Genomic DNA, 19,178 nt, shown 5'->3' with positions numbered 1-19,178 from the left:
TTTTTTTGAATTGTTGTTGTCGGATGACTCGACCATGGTCGGCCCCTGCGCTCTGGGTGCCCATTGGACGTAAGTCTAGGTAGGCGGTGCAGTTGTTGGAAGTTAGGAAATATCTGACGCAACTATCGGAAAAGCCTCCTACATTGGCTATAGGAGAACTTTCCGACGAAGTGCACATTGAAGGTCTTGCTGGCGATGTCTGACAAATGAGTCAGGTGATTGAATTTGAACTGTAGAGTAAGCCATGTCCGACCACGATATTTTGACTGACGCCGAGCGCGAAGCGCTGAGTGCGGTCATGCTTGAGCCTGACTTGCCCCCGCAACGGGTGCTGATCGTCGACGACGATAAGGACGCACGTGAGCTGCTGGCAGAGATTCTCGGCCTGGATGGCATCCGCTGCATGACCGCAGCCAGTGGCGAAACCGCCCTCAAGATGTTGAGCGAGAAGCCGTCGATTGGCCTGGTGATCACCGATCTGCGAATGGGACATGTCGATGGCCTGGACTTGATCCGCCAGGTGCGTGAGTCGGTGCGGGCGGCCATGCCGTTTATCATCGTTTCTGGCGATGCCGATGTGAAAGACGCGATCGCCGCCATGCATCTGAGCGTGGTGGACTTTTTGCTCAAGCCTGTCGATACCGGCAAGCTGCTGGTATTGGTCAAGCATGAACTGGGCATGGATGTGTGAGCCGCTAAAAGATCAAAAGATCGCAGCCTGCGGCAGCTCCTGCAGGGGATCGCATTTCAATGTAGGAGCTGCCGCAGGCTGCGATCTTTTGATCTTGCTCCAACAAAAAAGGCCCCGATCTTCCGATCAGGGCCTTTTTTTGTCTGGCGCAATCTTCAGTTACAGGCCATTGGCAGCCTTGAACTCGCGACGACGACGGTGCAGAACCGGCTCGGTATAGCCGTTCGGTTGTTTGCTGCCTTCGACCACCAGTTCGACCGCCGCCTGGAAGGCGACGTTGCTGTCGAAGTCAGGTGCCAGCGGGCGGTACAGCGGGTCATTGGCGTTCTGGCGGTCAACCACCGGCGCCATGCGCTTGAGGCTTTCCATCACCTGGTCTTCAGTGACGATGCCATGGCGCAGCCAGTTGGCGATGTGCTGGCTGGAAATACGCAACGTCGCACGGTCTTCCATCAGGCCGATGTCGTTGATGTCCGGCACCTTCGAGCAACCCACGCCCTGGTCGATCCAGCGCACCACGTAACCGAGAATGCCCTGGGCGTTGTTGTCCAGTTCGTTCTTGATCTGTTCCGCGGTCCAGCTCGGGTTCACTGCCAGCGGGATAGTCAGGATGTCGTCCACCGAAGCGCGGGCACGTTTGGCCAGTTCGGCCTGACGGGCGAACACATCGACCTTGTGATAGTGCAGCGCGTGTAACGCGGCGGCGGTCGGCGATGGCACCCAGGCGGTGTTGGCACCAGCCAGCGGGTGAGCGATTTTCTGTTCAAGCATCGCCGCCATCAGGTCCGGCATGGCCCACATGCCTTTACCGATCTGCGCGCGACCTTGCAGGCCGGTGCTCAGGCCGATATCGACGTTCCAGTTTTCGTAGGCGCCAATCCACTTCTCAGCCTTCATGTCCGCCTTGCGCACCATCGGGCCGGCTTCCATGGACGTGTGGATTTCATCGCCGGTGCGGTCGAGGAACCCGGTGTTGATGAACACCACGCGCTCGCTGGCCGCCTTGATGCAGGCCTTGAGGTTGACCGTGGTACGGCGCTCCTCGTCCATGATCCCGACTTTCAGGGTATTGCGCGGCAGCTCGAGCACGTCTTCGATGCGACCGAACAGCTCGTTGGTGAACGCGGCTTCTTCAGGGCCGTGCATCTTCGGCTTCACGATATAGACCGAGCCGGTGCGGCTGTTCTTGCGCGAGTTGTTGCCGTTGAGGCTGTGGATGGCCGCCAGGCTGGTCACCAGGCCGTCGAGGATGCCTTCCGGTACTTCGTTGCCGTCTTTATCGAGGATCGCATCGATGGTCATCAGGTGACCGACGTTACGCACGAACAACAGCGAACGACCGTGCAGGCTCAGTTCGCTGCCATCGAGGGCGGTATAGGTGCGATCGGCGTTCATGGTGCGGGTGAAGGTCTGACCGCCCTTGGAAACTTCTTCCGACAGATCGCCCTTCATCAGGCCGAGCCAGTTGCGGTAGATCACCACTTTGTCGTCGGCATCGACGGCGGCGACCGAGTCTTCGCAGTCCATGATGGTGGTCAGCGCAGCTTCCATCAGAATGTCTTTGACGCCGGCCGGGTCGGTCTGGCCGACCGGGGTGCTGGCGTCGACCTGGATTTCGAAGTGCAGGCCATTGTTTTTCAGCAGGATCGCGGTCGGGGCGCTGACATCGCCGTGGAAACCGATCAGTTGCGCATCGTTGCGCAGGCCGGTGTTGCTGCCGCCTTTAAGGGCGACCACCAGTTTGCCTTCAACGAACTTGTAGCCAATGGCGTCGACGTGGGAGCCGGCTGCCAGAGGGGCGGCTTCGTCCAGGAAGGCGCGGGCGAAGGCGATGACCTTGTCGCCGCGGACCTTGTTGTAGCCTTTGCCTTTTTCCGCGCCGTCAGCTTCGCTGATGGCATCGGTGCCGTAGAGCGCGTCATACAACGAACCCCAGCGGGCGTTCGAGGCATTGAGGGCGAAACGGGCATTCATCACCGGCACAACAAGCTGTGGACCGGCCATGCGGGCGATTTCGTCATCGACGTTTTGCGTCGTTGCCTGGAAATCGGCCGCTTCTGGCAGCAGATAACCGATGTCTTGCAAGAAGGCTTTATAAGCCACGGCGTCGTGCGCCTGGCTGGCCCGGGTTTGGTGCCAACCATCGATACGAGCCTGGAAATCATCGCGTTTGGCGAGTAGGGCTTTGTTCTTCGGTGCCAGGTCATGAATGACCTTGTCGGCACCGGCCCAGAACTTATCGGCGGTGAGACCGGTACCGGGAATGGCTTCGTTGCTCACGAAGTCGAACAGGACTTTGGCGACCTGCAGGCCACCGACTTGAACGTGTTCAGTCATTGCTTGCCTCACTCTGCTCAGCTATTTCGCTTTTCAGCTCTTCAATTTAACAATGAAGCCTCTGGCTATTTAAACCACAAACCCGTCTACCAGTACATGCCATGCGGGCGGCTGGGTTTGGACCAATCAACGGCTTGGGGCCTTGCTGACGGGGCTTTCAGGGTTGCGACTGCGCCTGTGGCAGACATCGATCCAACGTTATGTAGTGCGCGCAGCGGCATACTACATGATGAATTGCGCTTGTGAAAATCAGACTAATTACGTCGTTCTGCGACCCCGTGACGCATTGCAGTCACGGCGCGGCCATGGATGTTCTCAAAAAACCATTGGATTGTTCCAGCTAAATATAAAAACTTGTACACGATTTGTGTTTTGGCAGGCTTATCGGCAGTGTTCCGTTCGCGGGCAAGCCCGCTCCCACAGGGTTATGCAAAACCCTTGTGGGAGCGGGCTTGCCCGCGAAGAGGCCAGTCGAGACGACATCGAATTCGGTCCTGTCTCGGTGCCCGCTCAACCCTTGCCTATACTTGCCTTTCTATAACAAAGTCATGACAAAGAGGGCTGCGCCATGGACCACCTCGTACTCACTGTAATCGCTCCGGATAAGCCTGGGCAGGTCGAGCGCATCGCCCAGTGCATAGCCGAGCACGGCGGAAATTGGCTGGAAAGTCGAATGTCGCGCATGGCCGGGCAGTTCGCCGGGATTCTTCGGGTGGGTGTGCCGGCCGAAGCCTACGATGAATTGGTCGATGCCCTACAGGCATTGTCCGCCCATGGCATTCGGGTACTGATTGCCGAAAGCGGCATTGAGCAATCCTGCACCTGGAAGCCAATCGCCATGGAACTGGTTGGCAATGATCGTCCGGGGATTGTCCGTGACATCACTCGCCTGCTGAGCGAGCAAGGGGTGAACCTGGAGAGTCTGGTAACCGAGGTACGTCCGGCGCCAATGAGCAGCGAACCTTTGTTCCATGCCGAGGCGATTCTCGCGGTGCCGCTGACGTTGTCTCTGGACGTTCTGCAATCGCGCCTGGAAACCCTGGCGGACGATTTGATGGTGGAATTGGTACTGCGCAGCGAACCCTGACAGGGTTATCCAAGTTAAACGTGCACCTGCCTGTGGATAACCTGTAGAGACAGCCCGCCAGGCCACGCCGACCGGGCTTCTTCTGCATCTGATCAAAAAACCAACAGTTTCAACAAGTTGCGCACAAACGGCGGGGATCACACTGTGGATAACCTTGGGAAAGATCGATGCAGGCCACGAAAGACGTGGCCTGTGGAGGGTTGTGCGTTTTTTGATCAGCTGCGGCGGCGCAGACTTATCCACGCATCGACGCTGTAGACCGCCAAACCGGCCCAGATAAAGATGAACGCCAGCAGTGTGCTGGACGACAGCTGTTCACCAAACAGCAGGACGGCCTGCAACAGCACCAGCGTCGGCGCCAGGTACTGAAGAAATCCGAGCGTCGTGTAGGGCAAATGCCGTGCAGCGGCGTTGAAACATACCAGCGGCACCAACGTCACCGGGCCCGCGGCCACCAACCACCAGGCTTCGGAGGTGGTCCAGAATTCGGCCTGGGCGCTAGTCGCGGTCGGATTGAACAGCAACCAGGCGACGGCAATCGGCACCAGCATCCAGGTCTCCACCACCAGCCCAGGCAGTGCCTTGACGGGCGCTTGTTTGCGAATCAATCCGTAGAAGCCAAAGGTCAGCGCCAGCACCAGCGACACCCACGGCAGGCTGCCGACTTGCCACACCTGCTGTGCGACGCCGACTGCCGCCAGACCTACGGCCAGCCACTGCATGCGCCGCAGCCGTTCGCCGAGGATCAGCATGCCCAAGAGGACATTCACCAATGGGTTGATGTAGTAACCAAGGCTGGCTTCGAGCATGCGGCCGTTGTTCACCGACCAGACGTAGGTCAGCCAGTTGGCCGCGATCAGCGTGCCACTAAGGGCCAGGATCGCCAGGCGTTTCGGGTTGTCACGCAACTCGCGCCACCAGCCCGGATGTTTCCAGACCATCAGCAGCAAGGCGCCGAACAGTGCGGACCAGAGCACGCGGTGGATGATGATCTCCACGGCGGGCACGTTGGCGATGGCTTTGAAATAGAGCGGGAACAATCCCCAGATGATGTAGGCACTCAGGCCCAGAATGTACCCGCGACGCGGGTTGGCGGCTTGCATGCAGAATCCTTGCTTAGGCAGCTAACAATGAGGGGATTGTAAGGAGATTTGTGTCGATGTGCTGATCCCTGTAGGAGCCGGCTTGCTGGCGAAGAACGATGATGCGGTGTGTCAGGCAAGACCGCGTTATCGTTCTTCGCCAGCAAGCCGGCTCCTACAGATCCATGTGAATCAGAAAAGTTTTAGCGGTTCTTCGTTGAGTGCAGCCAGTTGCTCACGCAACGCCAACACCTGATCCCCCCAATACCGCTCGCTGCCGAACCAAGGAAAGCTGTGCGGGAATGCCGGGTCGTCCCAGCGGCGGGCGAGCCAGGCGCTGTAGTGCATCAGGCGCAGGGCGCGTAGCGGTTCGATAAGCGCCAATTCCCGCGGGTCGAAGTCGTGGAACTCGTTGTAGCCGTCCATCAATTCCGACAACTGGCCGAGACATTCCTGGCGATCGCCGGCGAGCATCATCCAGATGTCCTGCACCGCCGGGCCCATTCGACAGTCATCGAGGTCGACGATATGGAACATCTCGTCGCGACACATCATGTTGCCGGGGTGGCAATCGCCGTGCATGCGGATGTTCTGGTGCGGCGTCGCCTTGTAGACCTCTTCCACCCGCTTGAGCAGGTCGCGGGCCACGGACTCGTAGGCCGGCAGCAGGCTTTTGGGGACGAAATTGCCTTCGAGCAATGTCGTCAGTGAGTCGTGACCGAAGTTTTTCACGCCAAGGGCTTCACGGTGCTCGAACGGCTTGGTCGCGCCCACGGCATGCAAACGACCGAGCAGTTGGCCGAGGCGATACAACTGATCGAGATTGCCCGGCTCCGGCGCGCGTCCGCCACGGCGGGGGAACAAGGTGAAGCGAAAACCGTTGTGTTCGTGCAGGCTGGCACCGTTGTGAATCATCGGCGCCACCACTGGCACGTCGCACTCGGCGAGCTCGAAGGTGAACTGGTGCTCTTCGAGAATCGCCTCGTTGGTCCAGCGTTGCGGACGGTAGAACTTGGCGATCAGCGGCTCGGAGTCTTCGATACCGACCTGATAGACACGGTTTTCGTAGCTGTTGAGCGCCAGGATGCGCGCGTCGCTGAGAAAGCCGATGCTTTCGACGGCATCGAGCACGAGGTCTGGGGTTAGGGTTGCAAACGGGTGGGCCATGCTGACTCCTGCGCGCAGCAGGCTGCCGCGTCCGGCCAAACATGGTAGCGCAGACGGGGCGTCTTTAGGGGGATCGTTCCCACGCTCTGCGTGGGAATGCAGCCAGGGACGCTCCGCGTCCCCAGAAGCTGACGCGGAGCGTCCGGTGAGGCATTCCCACGCCGAGCGTGGGAACGATCATTTGCTGCGGCCCTGTCAGGCGCCGACGATCCCGCCATCTACCCGGGAAATCGCCATCACCGAAGATCGCGGCTTGCCATTGGGCAAATGCTCAGGGAATGTCGACCCGCCGTTCTCCCCCGGATGCTGAATCCCGACAAACAACGTCTTCTGGTCCGGCGAAAAGCTGATCCCCGTCACCTCGCAGCCCACCGGCCCGACCATGAAACGCCGAATCTCCCCGGTCGCCGGGTCGGCACACAGCATCTGGTTATTGCCCATACCGGCAAAATCACCCGCGTTGCTCGAATCACCATCCGTCAGAATCCACAGCCGCCCGGCGTTGTCGAAGCCCAGGCCATCCGGGCTGTTGAACATGTTCTGCGGCGTGATGTTGGACGAGCCGCCCTTCGGCGTGCCGGCATGCACGCCCGGGTTGCCGGCAACCACGAACAAGTCCCAGGAGAAGGTCTTGGCGCCGTGATCGTCACGGTCAGTGCGCCAGCGCAGGATCTGTCCGTACAGGTTCTTCTCACGCGGGTTCGGCCCTCCCACCGGTTGGCCGTCCTCGCCGCGCTTGGCGTTGTTGGTCAGGGTGCAATAGACCTGGCCATCCTTGGGGCTGACGACAATCCATTCCGGGCGGTCCATGCGCGTGGCTGTCACCACACTGGCCGCGAGGCGCGCGTGAATCAGCACCTGCGCCTGATCGGCAAAACCGCTGCTGGCATCGATGCCGTTTTTACCGTGGGTCAGTTCGATCCATTCGCCCTGGCCCCTGGGGTGATCGGCATTGCCGTCGCCTGCGTCGAAGCGCGCCACGTACAGGGTGCCATGGTCCAGCAAGTCGCGGTTGGCCTTGGGGTCTTTGTGGTTGATCTTGTCGCGGCTGACGAATTTGTAGATGAATTCGCCGCGCTCGTCATCGCCCATGTACACCACGGCGTGACCGTCTTTGGTTTCGGCCAGGGCAGCATTTTCATGCTTGAAGCGGCCCAAGGCCGTGCGCTTGACTGGGGTCGATTGCGGATCGAACGGATCGATTTCCACCACCCAGCCATGACGGTTGAGCTCGTTCGGATTCTTCGCCAGGTCAAAGCGCTCGTCGTGCTGATGCCAGTTGATCTCTTTGCTGGCCGCCACCGCACCGTAGCGTTTCTGCGCAGCATCGAATTTTTGCTCGGCATTGCTGCTGCCGAAGCAATCCGTGAAGTTTTCTTCGCAAGTCAGATAAGTCCCCCACGGTGTCTTGCCATTGGCGCAGTTCTGGAAGGTGCCGAGGACGTTCTTGCCCTGGGGGTCGGCGCTGGTTTTCAGCAGTTCATGGCCGGCGGCCGGCCCGCTCAGGCTGATCGGCGCGTTACCGTGGATGCGCCGGTTGTAGCGCGAACCCTGGACGAAGTGCCACTGGCCGTCCTTGCGCTGAACCTCGATCACCGACACGCCTTCGCAGGCCAGTGCCTTGCGCACATCGTCGGCCGATTGCGGCATGCCGCCGTGAGGGTAGAGGTAGCGATAGTTGGTGTACTCGTTGTTGATCGCCATCAACGCCCGGTCTTTCTCGGCGGGAAACTCAAACAGGCTCATGCCGTCGTTGTTGTCACCGAATTGGGCTTCTTGTTGCTCGGCGGTGCCGTTACCACTCGGGTCGAACGCCGGGCCGTCCTTTTGCAACGGCTGGCCCCAGCTGATCAACACCGAGGATTTGTAGCCAGGCGGCAGGCTGATGGCATCACTGGTGGCGGCCGGGATGCTGTCAAAACCCAACAGTGTGCCGGTGCCTGCACTGACACTGGCAGCGAGCACGCTGCGGCTCAGCAGATTGCCGCCGAGGAACATCGCTGCACCGCACAGGGCGCCGGCGCTGATAAAGCTGCGGCGGCTGAGGCCGACCATCTTTTCGAGGTCGGTGGACTGGTTTTCTTCTAATAGGCTCACATCAGGCTCCCTGCGGGTTTTTGCAGCCACCTTAAAGAGCGATCGTGACGCTAATGTTTCAGAGCGGTGTACCGAGCAACACGTTGGATGGCGCGAACTGCACCCGTACCGCTTTATCCGTGCCCAGGCCCAGGGTCCGCAAGTGCAGCGGTTCGGCCAGCGCACACAGGGTCTGGCCATTGGGCAAGCCGATGCGCACTTCGCTGGGACCGTCTTCGGCGTCGAGGATTTCTTCGATGATGCCTGTCAGGCCATTGTGTCCTGGGGTCACTGCATCCGTGATGCCGAGCAGATCGAGCCAGCCGGCCTTGATCAGCGCCACCACTTCGGTGCCGCTCTCCAGCTCCAGGCGCAGGGTACTGTCGTGGGTGATCTGCGCATCGATGGTCAACCCGGCGGCCAGTTCCAGGTGAATCAGGTCGTTGCGACCCTGGCTTTCAATCGCCACGACCTTTCCATGCAATTGATTGCGCGCGCTGGTTCTAAGCATCAGTCGACCGAGCAGGTCGAGGTCGCTGGCATCTTCGGCAGCTTCCAGCACCTGCGCCTGCAACGCTTGCAGCTTTTGATAGAGGCGCAAGACGCGCTCGCCTTCGCTGGACAGTCTGGCGCCACCGCCGCCCTTGCCGCCGACACTGCGCTCCACCAGCGGTTTCTGCGCGAGGTTGTTCAGTTCGTCGATGGCATCCCACGCCGCCTTGTAACTCAGGCCTGCGCTTTTTGCGGCACGGGTGATCGAGCCCTGTTCGGCAATGTGTTGCAGCAAGGCAATGCGCTGCGGACGACGGACAATGTGCTGGGACAACAACGTAGGCAGGGACATGGCAAGACGCTTTGGACTGTGGCGATGGGAGGACGTTGGCGGCTTGGGCTGCGGGAGTCAAGTCAGACCCGGTCCTTGTGGGAGCGACGGTGCGACGATTCGACCTGCTCGCGAAGAGGCCGTCACATTCAACAATGTCGTTAGCTGACCGACCGCTTTCGTCGGATCGCCGCCCGGAGCCGGCTCGCTCCCACAGGTTCTGCGTCCTTGGGTCAAACCGTGTCGCCGGGTTTGGGTGTGCGAGCCAGGCAATAGACATCGACCCGTGCGGCACCGGCTTCAATTAACAAAAGCGCCAGAGCCTGGGCCGTGGCGCCGGTGGTCAACACGTCATCCACCAGCGCCAGGTGCCGACCCTTGATCGGCGCATCGGGCGCGAGTGCGAAGGCATGGCGCAGGTTCTTTTTGCGGGCGTCGGCCTTCAGATCCTGTTGCGCGCTGGTGTCCTGGACCCTCAGCAACAGCCTTTCATCGCAAGGAATGTCGAGGCGGGTGCCGAGCCAGCGTGCAAGCATCGCAGCCTGGTTGAAACCCCGTTGGCGCAGGCGTTTGGCAGCGAGTGGTACCGGAACCAGCGTGTCGGGTCGATCCAGGTCTTCATCGAACCGATGTAGCAGAAATCGGGCGAGAAGTTCGGCGAGCAGGCGACCGAACGGCCATTTTGCGCTGTGCTTGAAACGGGTGATCAGGCTGTCGACCGGAAAGCTGTAGGTCCAGGGGACGGCGACCCGTTCGAAGACCGGCGGTTGTTTCAGGCATTGGCCGCACGTCAACTCTGCAGCGGGCAGGGGCAGGGCGCAGGTCCGGCATTGAGTGCCGAGCCAGGGGAGGTCGGTTTCACAGGCGGTGCAAATGGGTGTCGCATCATCGGACGCTTCGCCGCACAGCAAACAGGATTGGGTGTTTTTTAACCAGATGTAAACCGGTCCGTCGTATTGTGGTTGACAGCGCATAGGTCTTCCTTAAATATGCCGAACATCCGTATCGCGTCTGTGGGTATTGCATCCCCGCAGGCGCTTGCCAAGCATAAAACAAAGGAAACGCCCATGAGCGCCAGCACCACTGCAACCCTGCGTCATGACTGGTCTTTGGCTGAAGTCAAAGCACTCTTCGTTCAGCCATTCAACGACCTGTTGTTCCAGGCGCAGACGGTGCACCGCGCGCATTTCGACGCCAACCGGGTCCAGGTTTCGACGCTGCTGTCGATCAAGACCGGCGCCTGCCCGGAAGATTGCAAATATTGTCCGCAGTCCGGTCACTACAACACCGGCCTGGAAAAAGAAAAACTGATGGAAGTGCAGAAGGTCCTCGAAGAGGCCGCTCGCGCCAAGGCCATCGGCTCGACTCGTTTCTGCATGGGTGCTGCCTGGAAACATCCTTCGGCCAAAGACATGCCGTACGTGCTGGAAATGGTCAAAGGCGTGAAAGCCATGGGCCTGGAAACCTGCATGACCCTCGGTCGCCTGGATCAGGACCAGACCGAAGCGCTGGCCCAGGCTGGCCTCGACTACTACAACCACAACCTCGACACTTCGCCGGAATTCTACGGCAGCATCATTACCACCCGAACCTACAGCGAGCGCCTGCAAACCCTGGCCTACGTGCGTGAATCGGGGATGAAGATCTGCTCCGGCGGCATCCTCGGCATGGGTGAGTCGCTGGATGACCGCGCCAATCTGCTGATCCAGCTGGCCAACCTTCCGGAGCATCCGGAGTCGGTGCCGATCAACATGCTGGTGAAGGTCGCCGGCACACCGCTGGAAAATGCCGACGATATCGACCCGTTCGATTTCATCCGCATGCTCGCCGTCGCCCGTATCCTGATGCCGCAGTCCCACGTGCGCCTGTCCGCTGGCCGCGAAGCCATGAACGAGCAGATGCAGGCCCTGGCGTTCTTCGCCGGCGCGAACTCGATTTTCTACGGTGACAAACTGCTGACCACCGCCAACCCGCAGGCCGACAAGGACATGCAACTGTTCTCGCGCCTGGGCATCCTGCCGGAAGCGCGCGAAGAGCACGCCGACGAGGTGCATCAGGCGGCGATCGAGCAGGCGCTGGTGGAGCAGAAGAGCAGCGAGCAGTTCTACAACGCGGCTGTTTGACCACACCGATTCCTCTGAATGGAATGCAAATCCCTGTGGGAGCGAGCTTGCTCGCGATGGCGGCGGCTCAATCAACATCAATGTTGAATGTCACTCCGTCATCGCGAGCAAGCTCGCTCCCACAGGGGATTGTGCAATTTTCGCACTCTGTGATCTGACACCCGAGGCCTGCATGTCTTTCGATCTCGCCGCACGCCTTGCTGCCCGCCGTGCCGAAAATCTCTACCGTCAACGACCCCTGCTCGAAAGCCCTCAAGGCCCGGAAGTGGTGGTCGATGGGCAGCCGTTGCTGGCGTTCTGTAACAACGATTACCTGGGCCTGGCCAATCACCCGCAAGTGATCGAAGCCTGGCGCGCCGGTGCGACCCGTTGGGGCGTCGGCGGCGGGGCTTCGCACCTGGTCATTGGCCACAGCAGCCCGCATCATGCGCTGGAAGAAGCGCTGGCCGACCTGACCGGTCGCCCGCGCGCGCTGTTGTTTACCACCGGTTACATGGCCAACCTTGGCGCGGTCACCGCACTGGTGGGGCAGGGCGATACGGTGCTCGAAGACCGCCTCAATCACGCATCTTTGCTGGACGCGGGTCTGCTGTCTGGTGCGCGCTTCAATCGCTACCTGCATAACGACGCGGCGAGTCTGGCCAATCGTCTCGAGAAGGCCACCGGCAATACGCTGGTGGTCACCGACGGCGTGTTCAGCATGGACGGCGACATCGCCGACCTGCCGGCGCTGGCCCGGGAGGCCAAGGCCAAAGGCGCGTGGCTGATGGTCGATGACGCCCACGGTTTTGGTCCGCTGGGGGCCAATGGCGGCGGGATCGTCGAGCATTTCGGCCTGAGCCAGGACGACGTGCCGGTACTGGTCGGCACCCTCGGCAAGGCGTTCGGTACGGCAGGTGCTTTTGTAGCCGGCAGCGAAGAGCTGATCGAAACGCTGATCCAGTTCGCCCGCCCATACATTTACACCACCAGCCAGCCACCGGCCCTCGCCTGCGCGACGTTGAAAAGCCTGGAGCTGCTGCGCAGCGAACACTGGCGACGTGAGCATCTGAACACGCTGATCCGCCAGTTCCGCCAGGGCGCCGAGCAGATCGGCCTGGCATTGATGGACAGCTTCACGCCGATCCAGCCGATCATGATCGGCGATGCCGGGCGTGCGGTCCGACTGTCGCAGATGCTGCGCGAACGCGGGCTGATGGTGACGGCGATTCGGCCGCCGACCGTGCCCGCCGGCAGCGCCCGTTTGCGCGTGACCCTGACCGCTGCCCACAGTGAGGCGCAGGTGCAGCTATTGTTGAATGGATTGGCCGATTGCTTTCAACAACTGGGACCGGAGTCAAGCCATGCGTGATCGTCTGATTCTGCTGCCCGGCTGGGGCCTCGGGATTTCACCGCTGGAGCCATTGGCGGCGGCATTGCAGGGGCTGGATGAACACTTGCGGGTCGAGATCGAGCCCTTGCCGGAACTGGAGTCGAGCGATGTTGAAGAATGGCTCGATGAGTTGGATTCGACCGTGCCTGAGGATGCCTGGCTGGGTGGCTGGTCCCTCGGCGGTATGCTCGCCTCCGAGTTGGCGGCGCGACGCGGCGATCGTTGCTGCGGCTTGCTGACCCTGGCGAGCAATCCTTCCTTTGTCGCCCATGAGCAATGGCCGAGTGCGATGCCCGGCGAGACCTTTGACGCGTTTCTGGCCGGCTGCAAGGCAGAACCGCGCATGACCTTGAAACGCTTTTCGCTGCTCTGCGCTCAGGGTTCTGCAGACCCGCGCGGATTATCGAGGCTGTTGCTCGGTGGCGCGCCGCATACCAGTACATCGGTGTCGATAAACGGTCTGGAAGTGCTCGCGCAGTTGGATACCCGTCAAGCGCTGCAAACATTCCGCGGCCCGCAATTGCACCTGTTCGCCGGCCTCGACGGGCTGGTCCCGGCCGAAGCCGCGCAAGACCTGCTGAAGTTGCTGCCGGATGTAGAAATCGGCCTGATTGAACGGGCCGGTCACGCGTTTCTTCTGGAAGACCCCCACGGTGTGGCGGGGGCGATCCAGGCCTTTTTGCATGAGTTCAGTCATGACTGATTTATCCCTTCCCAACCTGCCCGGCGGCTTGCCTGACAAGCGCCAGGTGGCGGCCTCCTTTTCCCGCGCAGCGGCGAGTTATGACAGCGTTGCCGAATTGCAGCGCGATGTTGGCAGCCAGTTGTTGAACCGCTTGCCGGAAGACTTCGTACCGGGTCGCTGGCTGGATCTGGGGTGCGGCACCGGGCACTTCAGCCGGGCGTTGAACGAGCGTTTCCCTACCTGCCACGGCGTGGCGCTGGACCTCGCCGAAGGCATGCTCAATCACGCACGGCCATTGGGTGGGGCCACGCATTTCATCGCCGGGGATGCCGAGCGTCTGCCATTGCAGGCTTCGACCTGCGATTTGATCTTCTCCAGCCTGGCGGTGCAGTGGTGCGCAGACTTCGCCTCGGTGCTCAGTGAGGCGCATCGAGTGCTGAAACCTGGCGGAATTTTCGCATTTGCTAGTCTGTGCGTGGGTACGTTGTACGAACTGCGAGACAGTTGGCGTCAGGTGGACGGCATGGTGCACGTCAATCGCTTCCGTGAGTTCGGGGTTTATCAACAGCTTTGCGCGGGCAGCGGATTGACCGTCGCGCAGCTGCAAACCCGTCCCCATGTGTTGCATTACCCGGATGTGCGCAGCCTGACCCATGAACTCAAGGCGCTGGGTGCGCACAACCTGAACCCCGGTCGGCCGGGCGGTTTGACGGGCAGGGCGCGAATCCTCGGCTTGGTCGAGGCCTATGAGCAGTTTCGCCAGGCCGAAGGTCTGCCGGCGACTTATCAAGTGGTGTACGCCGTTTTGGAGAAACCCTTATGAGTGCAGCCTATTTCATCACCGGCACTGACACCGATATCGGCAAGACCACCGTTGCCGCAGGCCTGCTGCATGCCGCGCGGTTGGCGGGCTTGAGCACGGCGGCGGGCAAGCCGGTGGCCTCCGGCTGCGAGGTCACTCCCAAGGGACTGCGCAATGCCGACGCACTGGCGTTGATGGCGCAATGCTCGGTGCCTTTGACCTATGCACAGGTCAATCCGGTGGCATTCGAACCGGCGATCGCTCCGCATCTGGCGGCGCGGGAGGCTGGCGTGGCGTTGACAGTGCAATCACTGTTGACGCCGATGCAGCAGATCCTCGACCTGCAGGCTGACTTCACCCTGATCGAAGGCGCCGGCGGCTGGCGCGTGCCCCTGGCGGATCAGGACAACCTGTCGGATCTGGCGATTGCGCTGGACCTGCCGGTGATTCTGGTGGTTGGCGTGCGCCTGGGTTGCATCAATCATGCGCTGCTGACGGCCGAGGCGATTGCGCGGGACGGTCTGCAATTAGCGGGTTGGGTGGCCAATATCATCGATTCGAAAACCGCGCGCCTGGAAGAGAACCTGGCGACACTCGCCGAGCGAATCCCGGCGCCATGCCTTGGGCGCGTGCCGAAACTCAAGCTGGTGACGGCTGAAGCGGTGGCCGAGCATCTTCAGTTGGATCTGCTGGACTAGGGCTGCGCCTCGCTGAATCCACCTGGCTGAATCTACCTGCCAACGCCGCGACCCTTCGCGGCGTTTTTCTGCGTAAGTCCTTATCCCTCAACTAATCTTTCTCCATGGCCAATTGATCCCATCGACGCTGTTGCCTGGCTGCACGCCCGCCATTCACGTGGTGTGATGATGAACGGCAAAAGATCGGCGCTTGACAAGGTTTGGTGGTAAACGTATGTTTCAAACAACTGTTTGACCGTCACAATAAATCGACACGGTCGTTCTTCCCGGTTACATCAGCAGAGGTTTATCGCTATGCCTGACTACAAGGCCCCCTTGCGTGATATTCGCTTCGTTCGTGACGAACTGCTCGGCTACGAAGCGCACTATCAGAGCCTTCCGGCTTGTGCAGACGCAACTCCGGACATGGTTGACGCCATTCTCGAAGAAGGCGCCAAGTTTTGTGAGCAGGTGCTGGCTCCGCTGAACCGCGTGGGTGACACCGAAGGCTGCACCTGGAGCGAGTCCGGCGTTAAAACCCCGACCGGCTTCAAAGAAGCCTACAAGCAATTCGTTGAAGGTGGCTGGCCAAGCCTGGCCCACGACGTAGAGCACGGCGGCCAGGGCCTGCCGGAGTCTCTGGGCCTGGCCGTCAGCGAAATGGTCGGCGAGGCCAACTGGTCGTGGGGCATGTACCCAGGCCTGTCCCATGGCGCGATGAACACCATCTCCGAGCACGGCACGCCCGAGCAGCAACACGCCTACCTGACCAAACTGGTGTCCGGCGAGTGGACTGGCACCATGTGCCTGACCGAACCGCACTGCGGCACTGACCTGGGTATGCTGCGTACCAAGGCCGAACCTCAGGCCGACGGTTCCTACAAAGTCTCCGGCACCAAGATCTTCATCTCGGCCGGTGAACACGACATGGCCGACAACATCGTGCACATCGTGCTGGCACGTCTGCCGGATGCACCGGCGGGCACCAAAGGCATTTCCCTGTTCATCGTTCCGAAATTCATGCCGAACGCTGACGGTTCGATCGGCGCTCGTAACGCCGTGACCTGTGGTTCCCTGGAACACAAGATGGGCATCCACGGCAACGCCACCTGCGTGATGAACTTCGACGCGGCCACCGGTTTCCTGATCGGCCCGGCGAACAAAGGCCTGAACTGCATGTTCACCTTCATGAACACCGCACGTCTGGGTACTGCGCTGCAAGGTCTGGCTCACGCCGAGATCGGCTTCCAGGGCGGCCTGAAATACGCTCGTGATCGTCTGCAAATGCGCTCGCTGACCGGCCCGAAAGCGCCAGAAAAAGCCGCTGACCCGATCATCGTGCACCCTGACGTACGTCGCATGCTGTTGACCATGAAGGCCTTCGCCGAAGGCAACCGTGCGATGGTTTACTTCACTGCCAAGCAAGTCGACATCGTCAAATATGGCGTAGACGACGAAGAGAAGAAGAAGGCCGACGCCTTGCTGGCGTTCATGACGCCGATCGCCAAAGCCTTCATGACTGAAGTCGGCTTCGAATCCGCCAACCATGGCGTGCAAATCTACGGCGGCCACGGCTTCATCGCCGAGTGGGGCATGGAGCAGAACGTTCGCGACAGCCGCATTTCGATGCTGTACGAAGGCACCACCGGTATCCAGGCACTCGACCTGCTGGGCCGCAAAGTGCTGATGACTCAAGGCGAAGCCCTGAAGGGCTTCACCAGGATCGTCCACAAGTTCTGCCAGACCAACGAAGGCAACGAAGCGGTCAAAGAGTTCGTCGAGCCATTGGCTGCGCTGAACAAAGAGTGGGGCGAGTTGACGATGAAGGTCGGTATGGCGGCCATGAAAGACCGCGAAGAAGTCGGCGCGGCGTCGGTGGACTACCTGATGTACTCCGGTTATGCCTGCCTGGCCTACTTCTGGGCTGACATGGCGCGCCTGGCAGCTGAAAAACTGGCTGCCGGCACCTCCGAAGAGGCGTTCTACACCGCCAAGCTGCAGACCGCACGCTTCTACTTCCAGCGCATCCTGCCGCGTACTCGCACTCACGTGGCAACCATGCTGTCGGGCGCGAGCAATCTGATGGACATGAAAGAAGAAGACTTCGCACTGGGCTACTAAGCCTCACGCGGTTCTTCACAAGGCCGCTGCTTCTTCGGGAGCAGCGGCTTTTTTGTGCCCGCCGTAGCTTGTAAGAGCCGGCTTGCTGGCGAACCAGGCGGCGCGGTGGACCAGATACGCCGCTTGAGCCGCAAAGTCTGGAACACTCAATCGGGAGCCAATGCTCAAGTCTGCTGACGAGACGCTCTAGAGTGCGAAGGACGCCGCTACGGGTTGAGTGATGATCGCGCATTCAGCGTCTGGACTGTGATTGTGAGGCCTGGCGGGCGGCGGTAGGTTTGAGGAATCTGCTGCCGGAGAAATAACCATGCCTGAGTACAAAGCTCCCCTGCGCGACATGCGCTTTCTGATCGACCATGTCTTCGACTTTCACCGCCACTACGCCGCGCTGGGCGCCACCGATGCCAGCCCGGACATGGTCAATGCGATCCTCGAAGAGGGTGCAAAATTCTGTGAGAACGTTCTCGCACCGCTGAACCGCAGCGGTGACGAAGAAGGCTGCCATTTCGACAACGGCGTGGTGACGACGCCAGGAGGGTTCAAGCAGGCATTCGCACAATACGTGGAAGGCGGGTGGCATGGTCTGGCAGCGGATCCGACCTACGGCGGTCAGGGTTTGCCCAGCTCCCTGGGCCTGGTCATCAGTGAAATGGTCGGCTCCAGCAACACGTCCTGGGGCATGTACCCCGGCCTGACCCACGGCGCGATGTCGGCGATCCACGCGCATGGTACGCAAGCGCAAAAGCAGACCTACCTGAGCAAACTCACTGCCGGCCAATGGACCGGCACCATGTGCCTGACCGAAGCCCATTGCGGCACTGACCTGGGCATCATCAAGACGCGCGCCGTACCCGCGACCGACGGCAGTTACGCGATCTCCGGCAGCAAGATTTTCATCTCCGCCGGTGAGCACGACATGAGCGATAACATCGTTCACCTGGTGCTGGCGAAGCTGCCGGAGGCGCCGGCCGGGACCAAGGGCATTTCGCTGTTCATCGTGCCCAAGTTCCTCCCCGATGCACAAGGCGAGGCGGGCGAGCGCAACGGTGTGTCCTGCGGTTCGATCGAACACAAAATGGGCATCAAGGCCTCGGCCACCTGCGTGCTGAACTTCGACGGGGCCAAGGGCTTTTTGATCGGTGAGCCGAACAAGGGCCTGAACTGCATGTTCACTATGATGAACCATGCGCGCCTTGGCACCGGGATGCAGGGTTTGTGTCTGGGGGAGGCCAGTTTCCAGGGGGCAATCAAATACGCCAATGACCGTCTGCAGATGCGCTCGCTGACCGGCCCGAAAGCACCGGAAAAAGTCGCCGACCCGATCATCGTTCATCCTGATGTGCGCCGGATGTTGCTGACCATGAAAGCGTTCAACGAAGGCAATCGGGCACTGACCTACTTCACCGCGCAATGGCTGGATACCGCGCATCTGAGCCCGGACGCTGCGGCACGGCAAGAGGCTGAAGACCTGTTGGCGTTCCTGACGCCGATCTGCAAAGCCTTCATGACCGACACTGGCCTGGAGGTGACTAACCACGGCATGCAGGTATTCGGTGGTCACGGTTTCATTCGTGAATGGGGTATGGAGCAGTTGGTCCGCGACTGCCGGATCGCGCCCATATACGAGGGCACCAACGGTATTCAGGCACTGGACTTGCTCGGACGAAAGGTGCTCGGTAGCCAGGGCAAGCTATTGCGAGGATTCACCAAAATCGTTCACACATTCTGCGCCGCCAACGTCGGGCATCCACAGCTCGCCAGCTATGTGGCGCAGCTCAACGGACTGAATCAGCAGTGGGGCGAGTTGACCACCAAAGTCGGCATGGCTGCGATGAAAAATCCGGATGAGGTCGGTGCTGCATCGGTGGATTATCTGATGTACAGCGGTTACATCATCCTCGGCTATTTGTGGTTGCGTATGGCGCTGGTGGCTCAGGCGCAGCTCGACGACGGCAGTGGCGATGCCGATTACTGTCGGGGCAAACTGGCGACCAGTGAGTTTTACTTCAAACGATTGTTGCCACGCACCGCCGCTCATCGGGCCGCCATCGAGGCGGGGAGCGATTGTCTGATGAGTCTGCCGGCGCAATTGTTTGCGCTTTAGCCTTTGATAAACCAGCCATAAAGAAGCCCGC

15 protein-coding genes are annotated in these 19,178 nt (G+C 60.5%); 9 read left to right on the top strand and 6 right to left on the bottom strand.

The window, feature by feature from the left end; genetic code table 11:
* Positions 1 to 244 precede the first annotated feature (244 nt).
* Positions 245 to 691, top strand: a complete 447-nt coding sequence (locus tag ACA067_RS30290) for a response regulator (RefSeq protein WP_497459748.1) — start codon at positions 245 to 247, stop codon at positions 689 to 691.
* A 159-nt stretch (positions 692 to 850) separates the two neighbouring features.
* Here ACA067_RS30290 and ACA067_RS30285 read toward each other — a convergent pair whose 3' ends face one another.
* The gene (locus tag ACA067_RS30285) at positions 851 to 3,028 is read right to left on the bottom strand and encodes a malate synthase G (RefSeq protein ID WP_497459747.1); all 2,178 of its coding nucleotides are present in this window, start codon (positions 3,026 to 3,028) and stop codon (positions 851 to 853) included.
* Between the two features lie 568 nt (positions 3,029 to 3,596).
* On the opposite strand from ACA067_RS30285, the gene ACA067_RS30280 reads away from it, so the two are divergent.
* Positions 3,597 to 4,115, top strand: a complete 519-nt coding sequence (locus ACA067_RS30280; RefSeq protein ID WP_497459746.1) for a glycine cleavage system transcriptional repressor — start codon at positions 3,597 to 3,599, stop codon at positions 4,113 to 4,115.
* A gap of 215 nt (positions 4,116 to 4,330) precedes the next feature.
* On the opposite strand, the gene rarD is transcribed toward ACA067_RS30280, so the two are convergent.
* The 5 genes from rarD to ACA067_RS30255 form a co-directional block, all read right to left on the bottom strand.
* The gene (gene rarD / locus ACA067_RS30275; RefSeq protein WP_497459745.1) at positions 4,331 to 5,218 is read right to left on the bottom strand and encodes an EamA family transporter RarD; all 888 of its coding nucleotides are present in this window, start codon (positions 5,216 to 5,218) and stop codon (positions 4,331 to 4,333) included.
* 171 nt (positions 5,219 to 5,389) lie between these two features.
* Entirely contained in the window at positions 5,390 to 6,364 is a 975-nt protein-coding gene (locus tag ACA067_RS30270) for a serine/threonine protein kinase (RefSeq protein WP_064680141.1), read from the bottom strand.
* 195 nt (positions 6,365 to 6,559) lie between these two features.
* Positions 6,560 to 8,461 (bottom strand): PhoX family protein, encoded by a 1,902-nt coding sequence (locus ACA067_RS30265; RefSeq protein WP_497459744.1) that lies wholly within the window; start codon positions 8,459 to 8,461, stop codon positions 6,560 to 6,562.
* 58 nt (positions 8,462 to 8,519) lie between these two features.
* A complete protein-coding gene (locus ACA067_RS30260) occupies positions 8,520 to 9,284 on the bottom strand; it encodes a TOBE domain-containing protein (RefSeq protein ID WP_497459743.1) in 765 nt (254 codons plus the stop codon).
* Between the two features lie 212 nt (positions 9,285 to 9,496).
* Positions 9,497 to 10,237: a double zinc ribbon domain-containing protein gene (locus tag ACA067_RS30255; RefSeq protein WP_497459742.1), complete on the bottom strand. Its 741-nt coding sequence runs from the start codon at positions 10,235 to 10,237 to the stop codon at positions 9,497 to 9,499.
* A 93-nt stretch (positions 10,238 to 10,330) separates the two neighbouring features.
* Between ACA067_RS30255 and bioB the strand changes: the two genes are divergently transcribed.
* The 7 genes from bioB to ACA067_RS30220 all read left to right on the top strand — a co-directional run bounded on the left by bioB (position 10,331) and on the right by ACA067_RS30220 (position 19,147).
* Positions 10,331 to 11,386: a biotin synthase BioB gene (bioB, locus tag ACA067_RS30250; protein ID WP_497459741.1), complete on the top strand. Its 1,056-nt coding sequence runs from the start codon at positions 10,331 to 10,333 to the stop codon at positions 11,384 to 11,386.
* Positions 11,387 to 11,558: 172 nt separating this feature from the next.
* Positions 11,559 to 12,737: an 8-amino-7-oxononanoate synthase gene (bioF, locus tag ACA067_RS30245; RefSeq protein WP_497459740.1), complete on the top strand. Its 1,179-nt coding sequence runs from the start codon at positions 11,559 to 11,561 to the stop codon at positions 12,735 to 12,737.
* On the top strand, positions 12,730 to 13,461 hold the full coding sequence (locus ACA067_RS30240; protein WP_497459739.1) for an alpha/beta fold hydrolase: 732 nt from the start codon (positions 12,730 to 12,732) through the stop codon (positions 13,459 to 13,461). The genes bioF and ACA067_RS30240 overlap by 8 nt, the downstream gene beginning before the upstream one ends.
* Entirely contained in the window at positions 13,454 to 14,266 is an 813-nt protein-coding gene (bioC, locus tag ACA067_RS30235) for a malonyl-ACP O-methyltransferase BioC (protein ID WP_497459738.1), read from the top strand. The genes ACA067_RS30240 and bioC overlap by 8 nt, the downstream gene beginning before the upstream one ends.
* Entirely contained in the window at positions 14,263 to 14,943 is a 681-nt protein-coding gene (gene bioD / locus ACA067_RS30230; RefSeq protein WP_497459737.1) for a dethiobiotin synthase, read from the top strand. The genes bioC and bioD overlap by 4 nt, the downstream gene beginning before the upstream one ends.
* Before the next feature lie 294 nt (positions 14,944 to 15,237).
* A complete protein-coding gene (locus tag ACA067_RS30225) occupies positions 15,238 to 17,043 on the top strand; it encodes a phenylacyl-CoA dehydrogenase (protein ID WP_497459736.1) in 1,806 nt (601 codons plus the stop codon).
* Between the two features lie 307 nt (positions 17,044 to 17,350).
* Entirely contained in the window at positions 17,351 to 19,147 is a 1,797-nt protein-coding gene (locus tag ACA067_RS30220) for an acyl-CoA dehydrogenase C-terminal domain-containing protein (RefSeq protein ID WP_497459735.1), read from the top strand.
* Positions 19,148 to 19,178 lie beyond the last annotated feature (31 nt).

This window comes from Pseudomonas sp. LBUM1674, from assembly GCF_059695635.1.
This window is presented reverse-complemented; position numbering and strand designations above follow the sequence as displayed.

Excerpts from the sequence above, each read along its gene's own strand:
- ACA067_RS30290 (WP_497459748.1), top strand. The coding sequence starts at position 245 with ATGTCCGACCACGATATTTTGACTGACGCCGAGCGCGAAGCGCTGAGT.
- ACA067_RS30285 (WP_497459747.1), bottom strand. The coding sequence starts at position 3,028 with ATGACTGAACACGTTCAAGTCGGTGGCCTGCAGGTCGCCAAAGTCCTG.
- ACA067_RS30280 (WP_497459746.1), top strand. The coding sequence starts at position 3,597 with ATGGACCACCTCGTACTCACTGTAATCGCTCCGGATAAGCCTGGGCAG.
- rarD (WP_497459745.1), bottom strand. The coding sequence starts at position 5,218 with ATGCAAGCCGCCAACCCGCGTCGCGGGTACATTCTGGGCCTGAGTGCC.
- ACA067_RS30270 (WP_064680141.1), bottom strand. The coding sequence starts at position 6,364 with ATGGCCCACCCGTTTGCAACCCTAACCCCAGACCTCGTGCTCGATGCC.
- ACA067_RS30260 (WP_497459743.1), bottom strand. The coding sequence starts at position 9,284 with ATGTCCCTGCCTACGTTGTTGTCCCAGCACATTGTCCGTCGTCCGCAG.
- ACA067_RS30255 (WP_497459742.1), bottom strand. The coding sequence starts at position 10,237 with ATGCGCTGTCAACCACAATACGACGGACCGGTTTACATCTGGTTAAAA.
- bioB (WP_497459741.1), top strand. The coding sequence starts at position 10,331 with ATGAGCGCCAGCACCACTGCAACCCTGCGTCATGACTGGTCTTTGGCT.
- bioF (WP_497459740.1), top strand. The coding sequence starts at position 11,559 with ATGTCTTTCGATCTCGCCGCACGCCTTGCTGCCCGCCGTGCCGAAAAT.
- ACA067_RS30240 (WP_497459739.1), top strand. The coding sequence starts at position 12,730 with ATGCGTGATCGTCTGATTCTGCTGCCCGGCTGGGGCCTCGGGATTTCA.
- bioC (WP_497459738.1), top strand. The coding sequence starts at position 13,454 with ATGACTGATTTATCCCTTCCCAACCTGCCCGGCGGCTTGCCTGACAAG.
- bioD (WP_497459737.1), top strand. The coding sequence starts at position 14,263 with ATGAGTGCAGCCTATTTCATCACCGGCACTGACACCGATATCGGCAAG.
- ACA067_RS30225 (WP_497459736.1), top strand. The coding sequence starts at position 15,238 with ATGCCTGACTACAAGGCCCCCTTGCGTGATATTCGCTTCGTTCGTGAC.
- ACA067_RS30220 (WP_497459735.1), top strand. The coding sequence starts at position 17,351 with ATGCCTGAGTACAAAGCTCCCCTGCGCGACATGCGCTTTCTGATCGAC.